The sequence below is a fragment of the Amycolatopsis sp. NPDC051758 genome, assembly GCF_044453095.1.
GTDB lineage: Bacteria > Actinomycetota > Actinomycetes > Mycobacteriales > Pseudonocardiaceae > Amycolatopsis.
Window position 1 is genome coordinate 58,398 of sequence record NZ_JBITCJ010000007.1, and the last position, 19,939, is coordinate 78,336.

At 73.0% G+C, this 19,939-nt stretch carries 22 protein-coding genes; 8 read left to right on the forward strand and 14 right to left on the reverse strand.

What is annotated here, in order from left to right; all coding sequences use genetic code 11:
• Positions 1-23: 23 nt before the first annotated feature.
• Positions 24-929 carry an alpha/beta hydrolase gene (locus ACIA5G_RS30635; protein ID WP_395929399.1) on the forward strand — a complete coding sequence of 302 codons (906 nt, stop codon included), beginning with the start codon at positions 24-26 and terminating at the stop codon, positions 927-929.
• Positions 926-2,290, forward strand: coding sequence for an MFS transporter (locus tag ACIA5G_RS30640; protein WP_395929401.1), 1,365 nt, complete (start codon positions 926-928; stop codon positions 2,288-2,290). The genes ACIA5G_RS30635 and ACIA5G_RS30640 overlap by 4 nt, the downstream gene beginning before the upstream one ends.
• Positions 2,291-2,399: 109 nt before the next feature.
• On the opposite strand, the gene ACIA5G_RS30645 is transcribed toward ACIA5G_RS30640, so the two are convergent.
• Both ACIA5G_RS30645 and ACIA5G_RS30650 read right to left on the reverse strand, forming a co-directional pair.
• The gene (locus ACIA5G_RS30645; RefSeq protein WP_395929403.1) at positions 2,400-2,642 is read right to left on the reverse strand and encodes a hypothetical protein; all 243 of its coding nucleotides are present in this window, start codon (positions 2,640-2,642) and stop codon (positions 2,400-2,402) included.
• Between the two features lie 84 nt (positions 2,643-2,726).
• The gene (locus ACIA5G_RS30650; protein ID WP_395929405.1) at positions 2,727-2,972 is read right to left on the reverse strand and encodes a hypothetical protein; all 246 of its coding nucleotides are present in this window, start codon (positions 2,970-2,972) and stop codon (positions 2,727-2,729) included.
• A gap of 316 nt (positions 2,973-3,288) precedes the next feature.
• Between ACIA5G_RS30650 and ACIA5G_RS30655 the strand changes: the two genes are divergently transcribed.
• Positions 3,289-5,859: a cation-translocating P-type ATPase gene (locus ACIA5G_RS30655; protein ID WP_395929407.1), complete on the forward strand. Its 2,571-nt coding sequence runs from the start codon at positions 3,289-3,291 to the stop codon at positions 5,857-5,859.
• 25 nt (positions 5,860-5,884) lie between these two features.
• Here the strand turns inward: ACIA5G_RS30655 and ACIA5G_RS30660 are convergent, their stop codons facing one another.
• The 8 genes from ACIA5G_RS30660 to ACIA5G_RS30695 all read right to left on the reverse strand — a co-directional run bounded on the left by ACIA5G_RS30660 (position 5,885) and on the right by ACIA5G_RS30695 (position 12,122).
• On the reverse strand, positions 5,885-6,439 hold the full coding sequence (locus ACIA5G_RS30660) for a hypothetical protein (protein WP_395929409.1): 555 nt from the start codon (positions 6,437-6,439) through the stop codon (positions 5,885-5,887).
• 47 nt (positions 6,440-6,486) lie between these two features.
• On the reverse strand, positions 6,487-7,227 hold the full coding sequence (locus ACIA5G_RS30665) for an FAD:protein FMN transferase (RefSeq protein WP_395929412.1): 741 nt from the start codon (positions 7,225-7,227) through the stop codon (positions 6,487-6,489).
• Positions 7,224-7,679 (reverse strand): FMN-binding protein, encoded by a 456-nt coding sequence (locus ACIA5G_RS30670; RefSeq protein WP_395929414.1) that lies wholly within the window; start codon positions 7,677-7,679, stop codon positions 7,224-7,226. Before ACIA5G_RS30670 ends, ACIA5G_RS30665 begins: the two co-directional genes overlap by 4 nt.
• 13 nt (positions 7,680-7,692) lie before the next feature.
• Positions 7,693-9,081 carry a ferric reductase-like transmembrane domain-containing protein gene (locus ACIA5G_RS30675; protein WP_395929416.1) on the reverse strand — a complete coding sequence of 463 codons (1,389 nt, stop codon included), beginning with the start codon at positions 9,079-9,081 and terminating at the stop codon, positions 7,693-7,695.
• Positions 9,082-9,128: 47 nt separating this feature from the next.
• Positions 9,129-10,508 carry an ATP-binding protein gene (locus ACIA5G_RS30680; RefSeq protein WP_395929419.1) on the reverse strand — a complete coding sequence of 460 codons (1,380 nt, stop codon included), beginning with the start codon at positions 10,506-10,508 and terminating at the stop codon, positions 9,129-9,131.
• Entirely contained in the window at positions 10,505-11,203 is a 699-nt protein-coding gene (locus ACIA5G_RS30685; RefSeq protein WP_395929421.1) for a response regulator transcription factor, read from the reverse strand. Before ACIA5G_RS30685 ends, ACIA5G_RS30680 begins: the two co-directional genes overlap by 4 nt.
• A gap of 144 nt (positions 11,204-11,347) precedes the next feature.
• Complete coding sequence (locus ACIA5G_RS30690) at positions 11,348-11,599, reverse strand: hypothetical protein (RefSeq protein WP_395929423.1); 252 nt, start codon at positions 11,597-11,599, stop codon at positions 11,348-11,350.
• A gap of 166 nt (positions 11,600-11,765) precedes the next feature.
• Positions 11,766-12,122 carry a spore germination protein GerW family protein gene (locus ACIA5G_RS30695; RefSeq protein WP_395929425.1) on the reverse strand — a complete coding sequence of 119 codons (357 nt, stop codon included), beginning with the start codon at positions 12,120-12,122 and terminating at the stop codon, positions 11,766-11,768.
• A gap of 531 nt (positions 12,123-12,653) precedes the next feature.
• Here ACIA5G_RS30695 and ACIA5G_RS30700 point away from each other — a divergent pair.
• Both ACIA5G_RS30700 and ACIA5G_RS30705 read left to right on the forward strand, forming a co-directional pair.
• Entirely contained in the window at positions 12,654-13,175 is a 522-nt protein-coding gene (locus tag ACIA5G_RS30700; RefSeq protein WP_395929427.1) for a flavodoxin family protein, read from the forward strand.
• A 24-nt stretch (positions 13,176-13,199) separates the two neighbouring features.
• Positions 13,200-13,430 (forward strand): hypothetical protein, encoded by a 231-nt coding sequence (locus ACIA5G_RS30705; protein WP_395929429.1) that lies wholly within the window; start codon positions 13,200-13,202, stop codon positions 13,428-13,430.
• Between the two features lie 9 nt (positions 13,431-13,439).
• Here the strand turns inward: ACIA5G_RS30705 and ACIA5G_RS30710 are convergent, their stop codons facing one another.
• The 4 genes from ACIA5G_RS30710 to ACIA5G_RS30725 all read right to left on the reverse strand — a co-directional run bounded on the left by ACIA5G_RS30710 (position 13,440) and on the right by ACIA5G_RS30725 (position 16,754).
• Entirely contained in the window at positions 13,440-14,312 is an 873-nt protein-coding gene (locus ACIA5G_RS30710; RefSeq protein WP_395929431.1) for a class I SAM-dependent methyltransferase, read from the reverse strand.
• Positions 14,313-14,537: 225 nt separating this feature from the next.
• A complete protein-coding gene (locus ACIA5G_RS30715) occupies positions 14,538-15,512 on the reverse strand; it encodes a magnesium transporter CorA family protein (protein WP_395929433.1) in 975 nt (324 codons plus the stop codon).
• An 8-nt stretch (positions 15,513-15,520) separates the two neighbouring features.
• Positions 15,521-15,736, reverse strand: a complete 216-nt coding sequence (locus ACIA5G_RS30720) for a hypothetical protein (protein ID WP_395929435.1) — start codon at positions 15,734-15,736, stop codon at positions 15,521-15,523.
• A 139-nt stretch (positions 15,737-15,875) separates the two neighbouring features.
• The gene (locus ACIA5G_RS30725; RefSeq protein ID WP_395929437.1) at positions 15,876-16,754 is read right to left on the reverse strand and encodes a universal stress protein; all 879 of its coding nucleotides are present in this window, start codon (positions 16,752-16,754) and stop codon (positions 15,876-15,878) included.
• A gap of 201 nt (positions 16,755-16,955) precedes the next feature.
• On the opposite strand from ACIA5G_RS30725, the gene ACIA5G_RS30730 reads away from it, so the two are divergent.
• From ACIA5G_RS30730 to ACIA5G_RS30740, 3 genes are all read left to right on the forward strand, one after another.
• On the forward strand, positions 16,956-17,957 hold the full coding sequence (locus ACIA5G_RS30730) for a zinc-binding alcohol dehydrogenase family protein (RefSeq protein WP_395930320.1): 1,002 nt from the start codon (positions 16,956-16,958) through the stop codon (positions 17,955-17,957).
• Between the two features lie 445 nt (positions 17,958-18,402).
• Positions 18,403-19,287, forward strand: coding sequence for a universal stress protein (locus ACIA5G_RS30735; protein WP_395929439.1), 885 nt, complete (start codon positions 18,403-18,405; stop codon positions 19,285-19,287).
• A 2-nt stretch (positions 19,288-19,289) separates the two neighbouring features.
• Positions 19,290-19,925: a CBS domain-containing protein gene (locus tag ACIA5G_RS30740; RefSeq protein ID WP_395929441.1), complete on the forward strand. Its 636-nt coding sequence runs from the start codon at positions 19,290-19,292 to the stop codon at positions 19,923-19,925.
• Positions 19,926-19,939 lie beyond the last annotated feature (14 nt).

A 19,939-nucleotide genomic window follows, 5' to 3' on the forward strand; every position in this document is an offset into this window, starting at 1 on the left:
CCATGGTCGAGATATGAACGTGGATGACGCTCTTCGGGTGCGGTGGGCTGGACGGTGTCCTGCTGATCCCCCGGAAGGTTGTCATGAACCAGCGCACCACCGTCGTGTTCGTCCATGGAGCCTGGCACTCCTCGCTCCACTGGGCCGCCACCCAGCGCGCCCTCGCGGCGCGGGGCGTGCCCGGCGTCGCCGTCGACCTGCCCGGCCACGGCGTCACCGCGCCCCTGCCGTCGGGCTACCTGCGGCCCGGGCAGCCCGGCCTGGCCACCGAGCGCTCGAGCCTCGCCGGCCTCACCGCCGAACAGCTCGTCGACGCCCTGGTGGCCGACCTCGCCGAGGTGCGCCGCGGGTGCGAGCGAGTGGTCCTCGTCGCGCACAGCGCGGGCGGCGGCCCGGCGTCGGCCGCGGTCGAACGGCACCCGGAGCTGGCCGACCACCTCGTGTACCTGTCGGCCTTCGTGCCTGCCGGCCGCCCCCGGTTCGGCGAGTACGTCGAAGCGCCGGAGAACGCGGGTGCCGTCCAGGTGCCCCGCGCCGGCGACCACGAGACCATCGGCGCGTTCCGCATCAACCCGCTCTCACCCGACGACGGCGAGATCGAGACGATCCGGCGGTCTTTCCTCGGCGACTGGCCCGCGGACCGGCCGGGCTGGCGCCTCACCCTGCACCCGGACGAGCCAGTGGCGTCGCTGGCAGGGGAGTTCCGGGTCACCGCGGCGCGGTGGGGACGGGTGCCGCGCAGTTACATCCGGCTGACCGACGACCTCGCGCTGCCGTCGGCCACCCAGGACCTGATGATCGCCGAAGCGGACCGGGCGGCGCCGGACACGCCGTTTGCGGTGTATTCCCTGCCCGGCGGGCACTCCCCGTTCCTGACCCGGCCGGGTGAGCTCGCCGAACTGCTCGACCGCATCGCGAAGCCGGCATGAGGCCCGTCGCGCAGTTCGTGCTGCTGTCCGGCACCTTCGTCCAGCTGATGAGCGTCACCATCATGCAGCTGGCGGTGCCCGTCATCCGGCACGACCTCGACGCCGGCCCGGGCGTCGGACAGCTCACCCTCGCCGGCTACACCCTGACCTACGCCTGCGCGCTGATCACCGCGGCGCGGCTCGGCGACCGGTTCGGTTACCGGCGGCTGTTCGTCGCGGGCACGGCGGTGTTCACGCTGGCCTCGGTGGCCGGGGCGGTCGCGCCGGACGCCGGGACGCTCGTCGCCGCCCGGCTCGTGCAGGGGCTTGGCAGCGGGCTGGTCGCCCCGCAGATCCTCTCGATGATCCGGACCGCCGTGCCGGACGACCGGCGGGCCCGGGTGCTGGGCCGGTACGGGGCGACGATGGCGGTCGCCTCGCTCGCCGGGCCGGTGTTCAGCGGCGTCCTGCTGGCCCTCGACCCGTTCGGCGCCGGCTGGCGGCTGGCCCTCGCGCTGCCGGCGCCGGTCGGCCTCCTCGCCCTGGTGCTCTTCCGGACCCTCCCGGACGGCCGGGGACCGGTGGGTTCAAGCCGGGTCGACCCGGCCGGGGCCGCGTTGTCGCTGACCGGCCTCGTCCTGCTGGTGCTGCCGCTCACGCTCGGCCAGGACGCCGGCTGGCCCTGGTGGACGTGGGTCAGCCTCGTCGCCGGGCTGGGCGTGCTGGCCGCCTTCGCCGTGTCGCAGCGGTTGGTGCGGTACCCGCTGGTGCGCCCGGAGGCCGTTGCGGCGCGTACGACCCGTTGGGGGATCGGAGCGGTGCTGGTGTTCAACGCCGGGATCCCGTCGTTCACCTTGCTGCTTTCCCTTTACCTGCAGGGGGAGCTGCATCGCGGTCCGTTGTGGACCGCGCTGACGATCGCGCCTTACGCGGTCGGCGCGTTGCTGGGCAGCGGGGTGGCCGAGGCCGCGGCACGGCGGTACGGGCCCCGGGCACTCGCGGTGGCGTCCGGCGGGCTCGCCGTCGTGTCGCTGCTCGTCGTCCCGGCGCTGGGTGCCCCGGCGCCGGTGTCGTGGGTGGTGCTGGGCGCGGGGGGTTTCGCCTTCGGGCTCTTCACCGCGTCGGCCTTTTCCCTGGTGCTGAACCGGGTTCCGGTGGCGGTGGCCAGTTCCGTGTCGGGTCTGCTGCCGACCGCGCAGCAGCTCGGCGGCACACTGGGGGTCGCTCTTGCCGGCGTCGTCTACGCCGCGGGCGCGATGGACGCGGCGATGGTCTACGACGCCGCGGTGTTCGTCCTCGCGGCGGCGGCCACAACGCGCCTGCGCCGGGAATCCCCGCTCGCCTGTGACGACCTGAAGCCGCAACCCCGGAGGGTGTCGTGACCGCGACCGGCTGCCGGTCGGGTCCACCGTGCACTTCTCCGCTCAGTTGCCCGTTCTGCCGGCAAGCGAGCCGAGCTGATTCGACCAGCCCCGATGGCCGGGAACTCGGTCAGCAGCGGATCAGCGGATCATTTCCGCTGCGTTCCTTGGCGAACGGTGCGAGCAGTTCGACCAGCTCGGCGGCCGACAACGCGCCGTGCGGGCGGCGCGGGGCCGGCGGTGTGGCTTCGGCTTGGTCCAAGCCGAGCATCGCCAGCAGCTCGGCCTCGTCGTGCCCGTCGTGCGCGTGCCGGTCCACCACGCGGACGGCGCGGCGCCGCTCCTCCGCGGTCAGCTGTGTGATGCCGGGCATTTGATCCCCTGTCGGTCACCGTGCTTCCGAACCGATCGCCTTTCCACGATGCCGGTCCGTCCTGGTTCCGTCCAGGGCATTTGGTCACCGGGGCCGCCGTCGCGGACAGGCCTGCTCCTCCGCGACGTCGAGCCGGTAGCCGGGCACCAGATGCGGGTGGCCGGGGCTGAACTCGACCCAGATCGAACCGGGCCGCAGGTCGGGGGTGCGGTCGACGACGACTCCGGTCCGCCCGGTGAACTGGCCGCCGTGCGCGCGTACGTGCAGGCCGGCGGGAAACCCGCCCTCTCTGGTGGGGCCGAGGTGCCGGGTGGTGTGGGCGAAGCGCATTTCAGCCTCCTTTCCGGAGGAAGGAGCCGGAGGCCCTCTCCGCTCTTGATGGTGCGCCTGGGCGGAGGGGGCCGGCAGAGGAGAAGGGCAAGTCCGGACGGGCCGATCTTCCCGGCCGCCCGGGTAGTTGTGCCCACGACGAGCGGGCGCGGGGCGCTTCGGGAGACCGAGCCGGAAGCGCACTCGTGTCGGGTTCGGGCCGTTGGACCCTGCTTCCTGATGCTTTACGCCCTCCCGCGCCGACCCGCCGGAGCGGACCATCCACCGTGAACCGGGATCGGCCCGGTGGTTCTCCGAACGGGCACGGGGGTACGGCGTGGCGAGCGCACAGACGGTGGGCCGGGCCTCCGGTCTCACGACCGCGGAAGCCGCACTGGCGTTGCGCCGTGACGGGCCCAACACGCTGCCGGCTCCGCACCGGCGCAACCCGGTGTTCGTGCTGGTGGGCCAGATGGTGCACTTCTTCGCCCTCATGCTGTGGGCCGCCGCGGGCCTCGCGCTGCTCGCGGGCATGCCCGCGCTGGCCATCGCGATCGGGGTCGTCGTGCTCCTCAACGGCGCGTTCTCCTTCGCCCAGGAGTACCGCGCCGACCGGGCCGCCGAGCGGTTGCGGGACCTGCTGCCCGTCCGGGCCACCGTGCGCCGCGACGGCAGCGCGGTCGTCATCGACGCCGGCGAGCTCGTGGCCGGTGACCTGGTGCTGTTCGAAGCCGGTGACCGGGTGTGCGCGGACGCCACGCTCCTGGAGAGCGGGCGCCTGTCGGTCGACGAGTCGATGCTCACCGGCGAGAGCAAGCCCGTCCGTCCGGAGGAGGGCAAGCCCGTGTACGCGGGCACGTATGTGACCGAAGGCCACGGCGCCGCGGTCGTCACGGCGACCGGTGCGCGCACCCGGCTCGCGGGGATTTCCGAGATCACCGCGAGCGCGGTCCGCCCGCGCAGTCCGCTGGCCGCGCAGCTGCACCGCGTCGTGCGGGTCGTGGCGATGATCGCGGTCGCCGTCGGCGTCGTGTTCTTCCTCGCCGCGCTCGGCCTCGGGCGGTCGAGCACCGACAGCCTGCTGTTCGCGATCGGCGTCACCGTGGCCCTGGTTCCCGAGGGCCTGCTGCCGACCGTCACGCTGTCGCTGGCCCGCGCCGCCCAGAAGATGGCGGGACGGCACGCGCTCGTCCGCCGGCTGGAGGCGGTGGAGACGCTGGGGGCGACCACCTTCATCTGCACGGACAAGACCGGCACGTTGACGCGCAACGAGATGTCGGTCGTGCGGGTGTGGACCCCGGCGGGCTCCGTCGAGGTGACCGGCGAGGGCTACGCGCCCACCGGCGAGCTGGCCGGGTCCGCCGATGCCGTCGCGGCCGCCGCCGTGCTCGCCGACAGCGCGGCGCGGTGTTCGCCGGACGCGCATGCCCTGGCGAAAGCCGGGAACTGGCTTCCGGTCGGTGATCCGATGGAGGTCGCGCTGCACGTGCTCGCCGTGCGGGCGGCAGTCCCGGCGCCGCCCGAGCCGACCGCCCGGTACCCGTTCGACCCGCACCGCCGGCGGTCGTCGCTGGTCGACAGCGACGGTCTGCACGTGACGGGCGCGCCGGACACGGTCCTGCCCCTGTGCCCGGGACAGAACGGCGCAGCCGGCGCGGCCGTCACGGTGATGAGCGGACGCGGCCTCCGCGTGCTCGCGGTGGCCCGGCGCCGTGACGCGCGGCCCGCCGACGGCACCGAAGTGGAAGAGCAGGAGCTGGAACTGCTGGGGCTCGTCGGCCTGCAGGATCCGCCGCGGCCGGACGTCGGCGCGGCCATCGCGGCGTGCCGGCAGGCCGGGATCAAGCTGGCCATGATCACCGGGGACCACCCCGGCACGGCCGCCGCGATCGCCGCGGAGGTCGGGCTGCTCGGCGAGCACCGGCTGGTCGTCGAAGGCAAGGACCTGCCCGCGTCGGACGAGGAACTGGGCGAGCTGCTCGATGCCGACGGGGTCGTCGTCGCCCGCGTCGCGCCGGAGGAGAAGCTCCGGATCGCCCGGGTGCTGCAGGAGCGCGGCCATGTCGTGGCCATGACCGGGGACGGGGTGAACGACGGCCCCGCGCTGCGGACGGCCGACATCGGGATCGCGATGGGCGCCTCCGGCAGCGACGTCGCGCGCGAGGCTGCCGACCTGGTGCTGCTGGACGACCACTTCGGCACGATCGTGTCGGCGATCGAGCTCGGGCGCGCCACGTTCGCCAACATCCGCCGGTTCCTCACCTACCACCTGACCGACAACGTCGCCGAGCTCACGCCGTTCGTGGTGTGGGCGCTCTCCGGCGGGCAGATCCCGCTGGCGATCACCGTGCTGCAGGTCCTCGCCCTCGACATCGGCACGGACCTGCTGCCGGCGCTCGCGCTCGGCGCCGAGCCGCCCAACCGCCGCACGATGTCGGGACCCGCGCACGGCGGCAACCTCATCGACGGGAGGGTGGTGCGCCGGGCGTTCGGCGTCCTCGGCCCGGCGGAGGCGGTGGCGGCGATGCTGGCGTTCCTGGCGGTCCTGCTCGGCGGCGGCTGGAAGTTCGGGGCGGTGCCCGACGGGCCGTTGCTGGCGATCGCCTCGGGCACGGCGTTCGCCGCGATCGTGCTGGGCCAGCTCGCCAACGCTTTCGCCTGCCGCAGCGAGTCCCGCTGGATCGGCCGGGTGGGCTTCGGCGGCAACCCGCTGCTCGTCTACGCGATCTTGTTCGAAGCGGCGATGCTGGCGGCGTTCCTGCTCGTGCCGCCGCTGCCCGCGCTGCTCGGCGGCGCGTTGCCCGGGCTGTCGGGATGGCTGTGGGCGCTGGTCTCGGTCCCGGCGGTGTGGCTCGCGGACACCGTCCACAAAGCACTGCGTGCCCGCGGCGCGGCCCGGCGGCGGTGACGTCCGCCCGCCGGGCCGCGCGGGATCAGCCGTTCGGGGTGTGCGGCGCCGGCGCCGAGCTGAACTGGCCTTGCCAGCTCGCTTGCGCCCCGGAGTCGCCGATGCGGTAGATGTCGTAGAACGTCGCGCCCGCCGCCAGGACCGCCAGCACCGAGAGCACCACGGTCACCGTGGTCGACGCGGGGGCGAGGAAGGTCCGGCGGCGGGTGGCGACCGCGGTCGATCCGGTGCTCGCGACGTCGGCCGCTTGGCTCCGAAGACTCTCGCGGCGCCGCCACCACACCAGGACGGCGAGGACGGCGACGGGGAGCGCGACGTAGAGGGCGGTGTCGCCGAGCTCGGTGTGGGTGCGCACCAGCGGGGTCCGGGCGACGCGGCGTTCGAGCCACTCGCCGGCTTCGGTGGTGACCGGGACCAGGGCCAGGACGAGCACGGACAGGATCGCGTTCGGTCCGGCGAGCTTGGCCCGGGCGGCGGGCCAGAGCGCGCTGAGCACCAGAAGCAGCGCAGCCAGCGGGAGCAGGACGACGATCGCGTGCACGAGCAGGATGTGGGCGGGCAGGCCGTTGACGGTGGTCATGCTGTCCTTTGTGGAGTGTGGGCGGGGCGGTCGTCGAGGCGGCTGCCTCAGGGGGCGCGGGCGAGCGCGGCGACTTCGTAGCCGGGTGCGCGGGCGGCGACCCAGCGGCCGGCGTCGCCGCCGCGGGCGAACGCCGCTGTGGCGAAGACGTCGGCCCACAGCAGCGTCGGGCCGGTGACCGTCACCGACAGCAGGTCGCCGGCGTGCCGGCCGGTGTGCGGGTCGACGATGTGCGCGCCGCGGGCGGCCGAGCCGGACGTCGCGAGACCACCGGTGCGCAGTTCGAGGATGGCGAGGAAGGCGGCCGGGTCGGCGGGGTCTTCGACACCGACGCGCCACGCCGGCGCCCGGGCGGTGCGGGCGCAGGCGGTGATGTCGCCGCCGGCGTTGAGGTAGTGGTCGTAGCCGCGCAGCCGCGCGAGATGGGTTGCGGCGTTCTCGGCTGCCCAGCCCTTCACCAGCCCGGACGGGTCGAAGCCGCCGGGGAGCCGCCACGGGTCGAAGTAGCCGTCGGTCCGTTCCCGGGCTTCTTCGCACAGCGCTACGACTTCGGTGACCCAGGGGTGCCGGCGGTCGTGGGGGAGTTCCCCGCGGCGGATCGCGCTGACCTGGCTGTCCGGCCGGTAGGTGCTGAACAGCTCGTCGGCGGTGCGCAGGTGCCCGAACACCGCGGCCACGGCCGGCTCGACGGCCGGATCGGTGTCCACGCGGTGCCCGCGCAGGTGGAGGCTGACCTGGGTGCCCATGACGGCGCGCGTCCAGGCTCGGCGTTGCCGGGACGCGGTCATCCGTGGGCCGCGTCGATCGCGGACTGCAGGGACTGCTGGTAACCCTCGGAGGTGTAGGTCGCACCGCTGACGGTGTCGATCTGCGCGCTCTGGGCCTGCAGCGCCTCCTGGTTCAGTGCCGGCACGGCGGCGGAGTTGATCCGGACGTCCCGGCCGCTTTCCTGGGGGTACTCGATGGCCTGCGCGTCGGTGATCTTGCCGCCGCTGACGGTGATCCGGACCTGCACGGGGCCGTAACGGGTGTCGGCGGCGTCGCCGGTGAACGTGCCGTCCCCACCGCTGGAGCCCGGTGCGGCGGGTGTGGCCGGGCTCGTCGTGCGAGTCGGCTGCGTGCCGCTGCCGCCGAGGGGGCGTCCGGTGGCGACCGGGGTCTCGTCCGTGCTGGTGCGATAGCTGAACAGCAGCACCACGACCGAGACGGTCGCCGCGAAGGTGATCGCGATCCTGCGCATCGGAAGTCCTTTCCTACCAGCCGAACCGCTCGGAATGGATGCGAGCGGTGGGGACGCCCGCGTGGCGTGCGCTGTCGAGCACCGCTTCGGTCCAGGCGTCCGGGCCGCAGACGTAGACGTCGTGGTCGGCGATGTCGGGCACCAGGTGGCGCAGCACCACGTCGTCCGGCACCGGCGCGTACCCCGCCGGCAGCCAGGACGAACGCTCACGGGCGCGGCGGCCGAGCAGGTGGTGGATCCGGACTCCGCGCCGTGCCGCCAAGTCCTCGAGCTCGGCGCGGAACAGCAGGTCCGTCTGCCTCGCGGCGCGGAGGAACAGCACGGCTCCGCCCGGTCGGTAGGGCAGTTCCTCCAGCAGCGCGCGCAGAGGCGTGATCCCGATGCCGGAGGCGAACATCGCCAGCTTCGGTCCTTTTCGGACGGTTTCGGTGAGCGTGCCGTAGGGGCCCTCGAAGAGCGCGGGGGTGCCGGGGCGGAGGGTGGCGAGCCGGCGGCTTCCCGGCCCGAGGTCCTTGGCCGTGATGCGGAGCCGGCGCCCGTCCGGTGCCGCCGACAGGGAGAACGGCTTGCCCCGTGTCCAGCCCGGGCCGGACCGGAACCGCCAGACGAAGAACTGGCCCGCCGCCACGGGCAGCCGCTCGAGCCGCCGGCCGGTCAGGTACACCGAGACGACGCCCGGGCCCTCCCGGACCACCTGGTCGACGACGAGGCGGTGCCGCACGTTGAGCCACACCGGCAGCCCGAGCCGGAACACCAGCACCGCACCCGCGGCCGCGGCGTAGGCGCCCCACCAGAAGACGGTCGCGACGGGCGAGGCGGTGAAATCGGCGCCGGTCCACAGCTGGTGCGGCAGCGCGAGGCCGGCGCCGAGGTAGGCGTAGAGGTGCAGCAGGTGCCAGGACTCGTAGCGCAGCCGCCGCCGGGCCGCGCGGACCGACGTCACCACGACCATGCCCAGCGCGGCCGTCCCGGCGGTCGCCAGGAGCAGGCCCGGGTAGGTCGTCACCAGCGCCCAGGCCTCGCCCAGGACGCCGGAGCGGTCGGTCGCGGCGTAGCCGAGGGTGATGAACACGAGGTGCGCGGCCAGCAGCGTGATCGAGGTGAACCCGGCCAGCCGGTGCCGGCGGGCCAGTTCGTCCTGCCCGTAACTGCGCTCGACCCAGGGAATCCGCGCCATCAGCAGCACCTGCAGCAGCAGGAGGTCGGCCGACACCAGCCCGGTGAGCCGCCCGGCCGAGGTGAGGAACCCGGCGGGGGAGGCGAGGTCCTGCAGGCCGCGGCCCGACACCCACAAGGCGACCACGAACAGCACGCTCAGCCACGCGGTCAGGCCGGCGGCGTCCCGCCACCACGCGCGGACCGCGGGCCGCGCGACGCGGCGGACGGCGAGAGTGGTGGACATCGGGCTCCTCGTGGTGATCGCTTCGGCTCAACCCTTCCGGAGCCCGGTTAGCCGTCGACGTGACCAGGGTGAGAAATCGGTAAGAGAAGATCGGCGCCGACGGTGAACCCCACCACCGCACCGCCGCGGGGGCGCGGCCCGGCGAACACCGAGCCACCGTGGGCGAGCGCGATTTCCCGCACGATGGCGAGGCCCAGCCCGGATCCGGGCAGGCCCCGGGCGCCGTCCGCGCGGTGGAACCGGTCGAACACCCGGGCCGCGTCCTCGTCGCCGATGCCCGGTCCGCGGTCGAGCACCTGGACCCGGCCGTCCCGCACGACGACCTCGATCGGCCCTTCCGGGGCGAACTTCACGGCGTTCTCCAGCAGGTTGGACACCGCGCGCTCGAGTGCCTTCGGCTGGCCGGTCAGGGCGGACGCGTCGGCCTCGACGGTGATCGCGCGGCCCGACCGGCGCCGGACGCGGTCGGCGGCGTGCTCGGCCACGTCACCCAGTTCGACCGGCGTCGGTTCTTCGGCCTCGTAGCGCCGGGTGGCGAGTTCGACGAGCTCGTCGATCAGGTGCGTCAGCTCGCGGGCTTCGCCGTCGACGTCGTCGAGCAGCCGGACCCGGGCGTCGGGGGTCAGCTCGGCGAAGCGGCGCAGGACGCTGGCGTTGGTGCGCAGGCTGGTCAACGGGGTCCGCAGCTCGTGGGCGGCGTCCTGGACGAGCCGCTCCTGGTCGGCGCGGGAGTCGGCGAGCCGGCCGAGCATCCGGTCGAACGACGTCGCGAGCCGGCCGACCTCGTCGCGGCCGCCGACCGGGACCGCCACGCCGGCGAGCCGGCCGTCGCCGACCTGTTCGGCCGCCTGGGTCAGCCGGACCAGCCTGCGGGTGATCTGCCGGGCCAGCAGCCAGCCGGCCAGGGCCGCCCCGACGAGGACGAGCGCGCTGACACCGGTGATGCGGGCGGCCAGCTCGCTCAGGACGTGCCGGGACTCGTCGACGTCGACACCGAGCTGGATCGCGCCACGGCCGGGGCCGAGCGCCACGGTGATCACCCGGTAGTCGTCGCGGCCGGCGGTGAAGTCCCGGTAGCGGTGGTCACCGAGGGCGCCGGTGCCGGCCAGCGTCCGGTCGGCGTCGTCGACGGACAGGTGCACCGGCCGGCCGCCGATCGGGCGTGCCGTGCCGTCCGGGGCGATCGCCTGGGCCACCATCGGCTGGGCCTCGTCGTGGTCGTCGTCGTCCGGGCCGCGGGTGACCGGGCTCGGGGCGAGCACCTGCGTCGCCCCGGCCGCGACCTCGGCCGACGTCGTCAGCAGGGACCGGTCGAGTTCGGCGTTGATCCGCTGGGAGGCGGCCTGGTAGCTGAACACTCCGACGAGGATCGCTGCCGCCGCGCCGACACCGGCGAACGCGATCGAGAGCTTGCTGCGCAGGTTCACGCCGGCCGCACCGAGTAGCCCACGCCGCGCACGGTGTGGATCAGCTCCGCCGCGCCGGCCTGCTCCAGCTTGCGCCGCAGGTAGCCGATGTAGACGGCGAGGTTCTTCGACTCGGAGCCGAACTCGTAACCCCAGATGCGCTGGTAGATCGTGGTGCGGTCGAGCACGATCCCGGCGTTGCGCACCAGCAGTTCCAGCAGGTCGAACTCGGTCTTCGACAACGTGATCTCGGTGCCCTGCCACCACACGCGGCGGCCCGCCGGGTCGACCGCGAGCTCGCCGAGGCGGAGTGTCCGCTGGGTCGCCGCCCCGAGGTCGGCGAAGGTGCGGCGCAGCAACGCGCGCAGCCGGGCGAGGAGTTCGTCGAGCTCGAACGGCTTCGGCAGGTAGTCGTCGGCTCCCGCGTCCAGCCCGGCGACCCGGTCGGGGGTTTCGACCCGGGCGGTAAGCATGAGGATCGGCGTCTGGTCGCCTTCGGCGCGCAGCACCCGGCACACGCCGAGGCCGTCGACACCGGGCATCAGCACGTCGAGGATCAGCACGTCGAAGTCGTCGCGGCGGGCGGTGGCCAGTGCGCTCACGCCGTCGGTCACCTCGGTGACGCGGTAGCCCTCCAGATCGAGGGCGCGGACGAGGGACTCGCGGATCGCGCGGTCGTCGTCGGCGAGCAGGACGCGGTGGGGCATGGCCGTCATCATGCCCGTGCGGCAGGTTTTCGTTGTGCCAGCAGAGAGTTAGCGAAAGGTAAAACCGGTGGTCGCACGATGCCGAACCCAAAACCGAAGTCGTTTTACCCGCTGGCCGTCCCGGTCTCGAATGATGTCGTGCCGGAGGGAACCTCAGTTCCCGCCCCGGCATTCCCGCGTGAGGTCGGCGAACGAGCCGACGTCCGCGGGCCGCTGCTCGATGACCGCCAGGGCGTAGGTGAGCACGAGGTGCGCGGTCCGGGCCTGCTGGGCCGCGGCCTGATCCGCTTTGTCGTGGCCCAAGACCAGGTTCGCTTCCCGGCGCAGCCAGCGATTGCGCTCACGGCGGAGGGCCGCGACCTCCGGCTGCGGCGTGACGGGATCCGGAAACGGTCTGTCCGACATCGCTGAATCTCCTCGGAAACGAGCTCTGGAGACGATGGTAACCGGGAAACCGAAATTCGAAGTCCCGGCGCCGTCCGTCAAGTTTCGATAACCGGGAAACTCGGCGTGGGAATGTGGCGAGGAAATATTTCCGTCGGGAATTTTCGACCGGAGAGCGCAGGAATCGTCAGGAATCGTCAGCCGGCTGCGCCCGGTACTTCAGCTTCGCCAGCCGCGTGGCCGCGAAGAGCGCTGCCACCACGATCGCGCCGACGGTGGCCAGCAGCCGGTTGACGTCGACCGCCGGTTCCCAGCGGAGCTTGCCGTCCTTGATGACGTACGCGCCGACCGGTTTCGCCGACAGGCCGAAGCCGCCGCCTTCCCCCGAGCGGCCCTTCTCGTCGCGGCTGTCGCCGCCTCCGCCGCCGGTGCCGACCGCGGCGGCCACGATCACCGTGACGCCATCGGTCTCGTACGGCTCGCCGAAGACCATCTTGGTCTCCAGCCCGTTCTTGGCCTTGGTGAGCAGTTCGTCGACGTTCACGGGCGGCCTCCAGGTGGGATCGTGGTCCGCCAAGTCTGACGGCGGGGCGGCCCCGGGTCGCTAGGGTCCTTGGTCACCGGAGTTCCGGACGGCCGCCTCGGGAGCCGGTGGCGTTCGGCTGCTGCGGCCGGGGCCGTCGCGCGATGTGCTGGGCACACCAAGAAATCCGCGAATCCCGGAGGCCGTCGTGGTCCACCGTCCGCCGCTGGCCGAACTCGGGCTGAACACCGGGAAGAAGGCGCGCCTGCACTGCATCCTCCACGAACACGGCCTGCGCAACGGCACCGCGTTCTTCCTGCTCGCGCTCGAGAGCGGCTTCAACGGATCGCGATCCAGATCGGCCTGGCCGAGAAGTTCTACCGGGACTACGCGGGTGAGCTGCCGTTGGTGCTGAAGCCGTCCGGCTCGGCGCGGACGCCGTCGGCTACACGGGCTGAGCGACCTGGCGCACAACCTGTTCGAGTGCGCCACCGGGGACATCGAAGAGCTGACCCGCAAACCGGTCCGGCTCGAAAACTGAGGAGTGGGCACATGCGTATCGTCATCGTCTTCGAGTCGATGTTCGGCGCGACCGAGAAGTTCGCCCGCGCCATCGCGGACGGCATGGCCGTGTCGGCCGGGGCCGAGGTGGTGAACGTCGACGACGCGCCCATCGATCTCACCGGCGTCGACCTGCTGGTCGTCGGCGGCCCCACCCACGTGCACGGCATGACCCGCGCCACGACCCGTCAGTCGGCCGCGGACCAGGTGACCTACCCGATGCGGTCGAAGACCGGGATCCGCGAATGGCTGGCCTCCCTCGGGCCGCTCCCGCACGGGCTCGCCGTCGCGGCCTTCGACACCCGGATCGACAAGCCGCGCGTGTTCACCGGCGCCGCCTCGCTCGGCGTCGCGAAGCGGCTGTCCCGGCTGGGAGGCCGTCTGGCGGCGCCCGCCGAGAGCTTCTTCGTCGGCACCGAACCGGTCGACGTCGGCCCGGAGCCCGGCGAGCCGGCCCGCGCCGAAGCGTGGGGCGCGGCCCTCGGTGCGGCGCTGCGCCGCACCGGTTCCTGACGACCAAAGCCTGGCGACAGCAGAGTGAACTCCGAAACCGTGGCGGACACCCACGCGTTCCACGCGCTGCCGGTGCCCGACGTCGCCGCGCAGCTCGACGTGGTTCCACACCGCCGGTGGGGGCGGTGTCCTGGCTGTGGGTGGCTGGGAGCGGCCGTGGTGGCATTCGCCGTGGTGGAGGCGGACAAGCTGTTCTGGCGCCGGGTGGCGGCCCGGCGGGGGACCGGCCCGGACCGGGAAGGCGGTCGACGGTGACCGCCGTCGTCAGCCCGCCGCGGGGGCGGAGTTTTCCCCGTCCGGTTCCCGGAGGAGGAAGAAGTAGGCGTAACGCTCGTCGAGCTCGTTGCGGGGAACGAGGTGGACGGCCTGGGGGGCGAAGCCGCACCGCTGGGCGAGCCGCCAGAACTCGTCGATCGGGTAGGTGGTCATCTCGGCGAGCCCCCGGCGGTAGGCGCGGCGGCGGGACCGCGTGCGCCACCGGCCGTCCGAGTACTTGACCTGGATCAGGGCCAGCCCGCCCGGCGCCAGGACCTCGTGGGCGATGCGCAGCAGGCGTTCACCGTATTCCGGGGTGGGGATGAGTTCGAAGACGTAGAAGGACAGGTAGACGTCGCACCGGCCGCCGATCTGCGGAACGGCGGCTTCGGGGTCCGCCACGTCGATCGTGATGGACCGGACCGGGGTGTCGCACACCGCGCCGACCTGTGTCTCGCATTCGACGAGGGTCTCGGGGGAGATGTCGACGCCGACGAATTCCCCGGCGCGAGGGGCGAAGTGGACGGCGTTGGCGCCGCCGCCGCAGCCCCACTCGAGCACGCGGTCCCACGGCCGGTCGAAGCCGCACATGCGGGCTCCGGCGTCGAACATCGCGAGGTGCCCGGCTCCCACGCGGTCCCACAGGTCGCTGTCGCCGAACACCGGAGCGTCCCGCCAGTGCGAGTTGCCCCGCCACGTCGCGTCCGCGGGCCGGTGCCAGTAGTCCTGGGCGTCGGCGGCGATCCGTGCCTCGGACTGCCGGGCACCGGCGGTCGTGAGTGCGCGCTGAAGGAGTTTTTCAGCTCCCGAAGCCGCGCGCCTCGCCCGGCGCACCACCTTCGGGAGGTGGGTGCGCGCGAGGGTCACGGGTCTGCTGGGCATGCTGAACCTCTTGGTGGTAGACGGCGATGTCGGCCGGGCCGGGGCTCGGCAGGACGCCCTTCACGCGCCGATGACCGGCGGCCGGCACTCGGGCGGTGTCGAACTGACCGCAGCCTATTCACTGTCGGCAGCGGGGAATCAGGGCCGTTCGGCCCGGGTTGCCGTCCACGTTTTCCGGCGGTGACCGGTGTTTTTCTTTCCGCCGGCACTCGGGGCCGAAAGCGCTCAGAGCCAGTCGCGGCGTTTGAACAGGACGTACAGGGTTGTGGAGATGACCAGGATGGCGAGCGTCGACACCCACACGCCGGACGCCTGGGCGAAGCCGGGGTAGGGGAGGTTCTGGCCGTAGAAGCCGGTGATCGCCGTCGGCACCGCGATGATCGCCGCCCAGCTGGTGACCTTCTTCATGATCGTGTTGAGCCGGTTGCCCTGGATGGTCAGCTGCGTCTCGCGGATCGTCGTGATCAGGTCGCGCAGCGACTCCGTCCACTCGGTCACGCGCAGGACGTGGTCGTGGACGTCCTGGAAATACGGCAACAGCGAGTCGTCGACCGAGCGCATCTCCCGGCGCATCAGGGAGCCGACGATCTCCCGCATCGGGACGGCCAGGTGCCGCAGCCGGCTGAGGCTCTTGCGCAGCCGCAGGGACCGGCGCTGCAGGTCCGTGGGGTCGACGTGGTCGGCGAAGACCAGGTCCTCGAGCTCTTCGATCCGTTCGTCCAGCACCTGGACGGCGTCGAGGTGCCCGTCGACGAGGTGGTCGAGCAGGCCGTGCAGCAGGTACCCGGCGCCGCTCTTGGCCAGCTCGGGCGTGCTGTCCCAGCGCGCGGTGAGGGCGTCGATGTCGGCGGTGTTGTTGCGGTGCACGGTGATCAGCACCCGATCGGTGACGAACGCGTCGAGTTCGGAGGCCGTCAGCTCGCCGTCGGCGGAGTTCACGCGGACGGCGTAGGCGGCGAGGAACGAGTGCCGGTCGTAGTGGACGAGCTTGGGCCGCTGGTGGTCGTCGTCGAGCACGGAGGCCACCGCCAGCGGGTGCAGCCCGAGTGCGGTGGCGAGCTCCGCGAGGTCCTGCGGAGCCGGGGTGTCGAGGTCCAGCCAGAGTGTCACCGACGGGTCGGCGAGGTGGTGCGCGGCCTCGGAAGCGGGGAAGTCCGTCCGCTCGAGGACGCCACTGCGGTACAGCCGGCTGCGCGTCACGATCGGGCTCAGTGGTCCGAGGCCGCGGCCAGGCTGGCGCGGCAGGCGCGGCACCAGCTGGTGCCGGTGATGATCACGACGTGCAGGGGCGAGGCGACGCAGTCGTGCAGCCAGCGGCGGTGCGTCCGGCAGGTGGTGCGTTTTATACCGTCCTCTTCGGACTGTTCTTCGGGCTCGGCCGTGGTCGCCGGGGCGAATCCGCGGGGGGAGTGCTGGCTGTCCATGAGGTGCCTCACTTTCGTCTGATCCCGGACTCCGCCGGGCGGGGCCGGGGGACGAGGGCCGTACCGTCCCCGGTCCCGGGGCCCACGGACACCGGTTCCGGTGGGTCGAAGGCCCGCGGGCACGAGGACTTTCGGTTCCTCAGGAGGCGGTTCGCACGAGGTACACCGGGCAGGCCGCGTTGTGCAGCAGGGCCTGTCCGGTCGAGCCGAGCAGCAGGCCGGGGAAGCCGCCGCGGCCGCGGTCGCCGAGCACGACGAGCTGGGCGGCGCCGCTGCGCTCGATCAGCTCGCGACGCGGGTGGGTCCGGACGACGACCCGGTCGATTTCGACCTTGCCGGTGTTGTGCTTGCCGAGCCGCTCGGCCAGCAGCCGGTGGCCGGCGCCGGCCACCGATTCGTGGTGCTCGGGGTGGTCGGCTTCGTGCGGTGGCGGGTCGTCGGCCCACGCGTGCACGACGACGAGCGGGGCGTGGCGGGCCGCGGCTTCGTCGAGGGCGGTTTCGAGAATGCCGCCGCTGGCTTCACCGCCGTCGATGCCGGTGAGCACGGGCCGCTCGGACTTTTCGGCCTCGTCCCAGGTGTCACCACGGACGATCACCGTGTCGCACAGAGCGTGCGCGCTGACCGCCGAGGCCACCGACCCGGCGAGGAGTTCGGTGAGCCGGCCCCGGCCGGAAGCGCCCACCACGACCAGCGCGGCCGTCTTGGACGCGTCGACGAGAGCCGAGGCGGCGCGATCGGGATCGAGCCGGGTCGCGGCAGCCGGAACGCCTTGCGCGGACGCGAGTTCCGCCGCGGTGCGCAGATACCGGTGACCGCGGACGCGCAGCACGTCCTTCATCTCTTCGGGCGGCGGCACGACCCCGCCGGCGAGCAGGGCCGAGAAGTCGAGTGCGTACACGATCTCCAGCGGCGCACCGCGGCGGCGAGCGGCGCGCGCCGCCCAGCGGACGGCGTCGAGCGATTCGGCCGATCCGTCCACTCCGACGACGATCGGCAGTCCGGTTGAGGCGGGCATCGGCGGCTCCTGACGTAGTTGTCGTGCACCGACCGTAGGTCCGTCGGCCGGGACTCCGCCGCGGCCGGAAGTCCCCGGTCGTGAGGACTTCCGACCGGGTTCCGCGGGACTTCGTGAGGTCGCGGCGTGCCGGTGAAGCGGCCATCCTGGCGGGAGGCGCCGGGCCCGAGGAGGTCACCGATGACGAACCTGTCGACGACGATGACCGCGTGGCGGGTCACCCGGCCCGGGCCGATGGCTTCGGGCCCCCTGGACCGGTGCCGGGTGCCGGTGCCCCGGCCCGCGGCCGGCGAGTTGCTGGTGCGGGTGCTCGTGTGCGGCGTGTGCCGGACGGACCTGCACGTCGCGGAAGGTGACCTGCCGGTGCACCGGCCGGGTGTGACGCCGGGGCACGAGGTCGTGGGCGAGGTGGTCGCCACCGGCGACGCGGTCACGGGCTTCGCGACCGGCGACCGCGTCGGCATCGCCTGGCTGCGCGGGACCTGCGGGCGATGCCGGTACTGCCGGCGCGGCCGGGAGAACCTGTGCCCGGAGTCGCGCTACACCGGCTGGGACGCCGACGGCGGGTACGCCGAGTTCGCCGTGGTCCCGGCGGCGTACGCGCTGCCGTTGCCCGGCGGTTACTCCGACGGCGAATTCGCGCCGCTGCTGTGCGCCGGGCTGATCGGCTACCACGCCCTGGCCCGGGCGGAAGTGCCCGAGGGCGGCCGGCTGGGGATCTACGGCTTCGGCGGCAGCGCCCACCTGACGGCACAGGTGGCCATCGCCCGCGGTGCCACCGTCCACGTGCTGACGCGCAGCGCCGAGGCCCGCGAGCTGGCGCTCGAGCTGGGCGCCGCGTCAGCCGGGGGCGCCACCGAGCCACCGCCGGAGCCCCTGGACTCGGCGATCCTGTTCGCGCCGGCCGGGGAGCTGGTGCTGCCCGCGCTGGAAGCGCTGGACCGCGGCGGGACGCTGGCCATCGCGGGCATCCACCTGTCGGACGTCCCGCCGCTGAGCTACCAGCAGCACCTGTTCCAGGAACGGCAGGTACGCAGTGTCACGGCGAACACCCGGGCCGACGCGAGGGAGTTCCTGGCCTTCGCCGGCGAACACCACCTGAGCGTCAGCACCGTGCCCTATGCCCTGGACCAGGCCGAGCAGGCGCTCACGGACCTGGCCGCGGACCGGGTGAACGGCGCGGCCGTGCTGCTGGGACCCTGAGCCGGGGACCAGCCGGACGGTCACGGCCGCTCCGCAGGTGCCGGACGGTCGAAATCAACCACAGCGCCGCAATCAAGCCGACCAGCACGGCCAGGGTGCCGGCGCTGCCGGTCACGAGGGTCCAGACCGCGAACAGCAGGGCGGCCGTGCCGAGCGGGGCACTGAGCCACTTCGCCGCGCCGGTCCACTTCGCCGTGCCGAGCACGAAGGCGGCAGGCCCAGTGCCAGTGCGGTGGCAGCCATCGCGCGCGGGCCGTGCACCCACAGCGCGGTTCCGTCATCGCAGCACACCTCCCGAGTTCACGATGCGCTTCCGGCCGGGCGGGCCGGAGCGGTCAAAGGTCCTCGGGCGCGGGGACGAACGACCGCAGCGCCGGTCCGCCGCCGAGCCATACCTTCGGGTCGGATGCGTGGTCCGCGCACCGGAACCCGGAGGAAACACGTCATGAGCGCAACCGGAAACCCGCCGATCGTCGTGGCCGTCGACGGCTCGGAAACCGCCGCGGCGGCCGCGTTGTGGGCGGCCGGGGAAGCAGCCCGCCGGCACGCGTCCCTGCTCGTCTTCACCGCGTACGGCTACGAAGACGCCGCGTTCGGCGGCAAGATCTACCCGCCGTCGGACTGGCTCGCGGTCAAGGAGGCGGAAGCCGACCAGATGCTGCGGCAGACCCGGGCCACCCTCGAAGCCGCCGTTCCGGGGCTGCAGGTCGCCACCGAGGCGAGTGACCGCGGTCCCGTCGCGGGCCTGCTGGAGGTTTCGGAAAAGGCGCGGCTCCTCGTCACCGGCGAGCCGGTCGGCGCGCTCGCGGGCCTGTTCAGCGGTTCGCCCGATGTCGACCTCGCCGCCAAGGCGCACTGCCCGGTGGTCGTCGTGCGCGGTCGTGAGACGGTCGACGGCCCGGTGGTCGTGGGCGCCGACGGCAGCCCGCTCAGCGAGGCCGCGATCGCTTGGGCGTTCGAGGAAGCCTCGCTCCGCAACGCCCCGCTCGTCGCGCTGTACACCTGGCACGACGGTGACACCGCCGGTCTGTTCAGCGACAGCAACGTCGCGTTCCAGGGCGAAGGCCTGCAGGACTCCGGCCGGCGGCTGCTGGCCCAGCGGCTCGCCGGCTGGCAGGAGAAGTACCCGGACGTCGACGTCGAGCGCCGCGTCGAACACGACAAGCCCCGCTCCCGGCTGCTGTCCGCGAGCCACGACGCTCAGCTGGTCGTCGTCGGCAGCCGCGGCCGCGGTGGGTTCACCGGCCTGGTGCTCGGTTCGACGAGCCAGGCCCTGCTGCACCACGCGAGCTGCCCGGTCATGGTCGTCCGCACCGAAAAGGAGCAGTGAACATGAACGCCGGCACGGTGTCCGCGGTGATGACCGCCGACCCGATCACCGTCTCCACCCAGACCCCCTTCAAGGACATCGCCGAACTGCTCACCGGAAACGAGATCAGCGCGGTCGGCGTCCTCGACAAGACCGGCACGCTCGTCGGCGTCGTCTCGGAGGCCGACCTGCTGCCGCACCTGTGGGAAGACCGCAAGCCCCGGTGGCGCGACCGTCTGCTGGCCCGCAAAGCTACCGCGTGCGTCGCCGAGGACCTGATGACCAGCCCGGCCGTCACGATCAACGCGGACGCCACGTTCGCGGCCGCCGCGGCCGAGTTCGCGCACCACGGCATCCGGCGGTTGTTCGTGCTGCGCAACGGAAAGGTGGCGGGCGTGCTGTCCCGCCGCGACCTCGTGCGCGTCTTCACCCGCGGTGACGCCGAGCTCGAGCGGGAGATCAGTGACCAGGTGCTGCGCGAGCAGCTCAACCTCGGGCCCGACCGGGTGCGGGTGGCGGTGCGGGCCGGCATCGTGACCGTCTGCGGCCGCGTGGAGCGCCGCAGCGACATCGACCCGGTGACGCGGCTGATCCAGGAGCTGCCGGGCGTGGTCGAGGTGCGCAACCGCCTCGACTACGTCTGGAACGACGTCGCCTGAGGAGCGTGCGAAAA

What these genes read in the sequence shown, in the direction of transcription:
- ACIA5G_RS30740 (WP_395929441.1), top strand. Translation starts at nt 19,290, where the DNA reads ATGAACGCCGGCACGGTGTCCGCGGTGATGACCGCCGACCCGATCACC.
- ACIA5G_RS30640 (WP_395929401.1), top strand. Translation starts at nt 926, where the DNA reads ATGAGGCCCGTCGCGCAGTTCGTGCTGCTGTCCGGCACCTTCGTCCAG.
- ACIA5G_RS30735 (WP_395929439.1), top strand. Translation starts at nt 18,403, where the DNA reads ATGAGCGCAACCGGAAACCCGCCGATCGTCGTGGCCGTCGACGGCTCG.
- ACIA5G_RS30725 (WP_395929437.1), bottom strand. Translation starts at nt 16,754, where the DNA reads ATGCCCGCCTCAACCGGACTGCCGATCGTCGTCGGAGTGGACGGATCG.
- ACIA5G_RS30675 (WP_395929416.1), bottom strand. Translation starts at nt 9,081, where the DNA reads ATGTCCACCACTCTCGCCGTCCGCCGCGTCGCGCGGCCCGCGGTCCGC.
- ACIA5G_RS30690 (WP_395929423.1), bottom strand. Translation starts at nt 11,599, where the DNA reads ATGTCGGACAGACCGTTTCCGGATCCCGTCACGCCGCAGCCGGAGGTC.
- ACIA5G_RS30720 (WP_395929435.1), bottom strand. Translation starts at nt 15,736, where the DNA reads ATGGACAGCCAGCACTCCCCCCGCGGATTCGCCCCGGCGACCACGGCC.
- ACIA5G_RS30665 (WP_395929412.1), bottom strand. Translation starts at nt 7,227, where the DNA reads ATGACCGCGTCCCGGCAACGCCGAGCCTGGACGCGCGCCGTCATGGGC.
- ACIA5G_RS30730 (WP_395930320.1), top strand. Translation starts at nt 16,956, where the DNA reads ATGACCGCGTGGCGGGTCACCCGGCCCGGGCCGATGGCTTCGGGCCCC.
- ACIA5G_RS30660 (WP_395929409.1), bottom strand. Translation starts at nt 6,439, where the DNA reads ATGACCACCGTCAACGGCCTGCCCGCCCACATCCTGCTCGTGCACGCG.
- ACIA5G_RS30650 (WP_395929405.1), bottom strand. Translation starts at nt 2,972, where the DNA reads ATGCGCTTCGCCCACACCACCCGGCACCTCGGCCCCACCAGAGAGGGC.
- ACIA5G_RS30670 (WP_395929414.1), bottom strand. Translation starts at nt 7,679, where the DNA reads ATGCGCAGGATCGCGATCACCTTCGCGGCGACCGTCTCGGTCGTGGTG.
- ACIA5G_RS30710 (WP_395929431.1), bottom strand. Translation starts at nt 14,312, where the DNA reads ATGCCCAGCAGACCCGTGACCCTCGCGCGCACCCACCTCCCGAAGGTG.
- ACIA5G_RS30645 (WP_395929403.1), bottom strand. Translation starts at nt 2,642, where the DNA reads ATGCCCGGCATCACACAGCTGACCGCGGAGGAGCGGCGCCGCGCCGTC.
- ACIA5G_RS30635 (WP_395929399.1), top strand. Translation starts at nt 24, where the DNA reads ATGACGCTCTTCGGGTGCGGTGGGCTGGACGGTGTCCTGCTGATCCCC.
- ACIA5G_RS30700 (WP_395929427.1), top strand. Translation starts at nt 12,654, where the DNA reads ATGCGTATCGTCATCGTCTTCGAGTCGATGTTCGGCGCGACCGAGAAG.
- ACIA5G_RS30685 (WP_395929421.1), bottom strand. Translation starts at nt 11,203, where the DNA reads ATGACGGCCATGCCCCACCGCGTCCTGCTCGCCGACGACGACCGCGCG.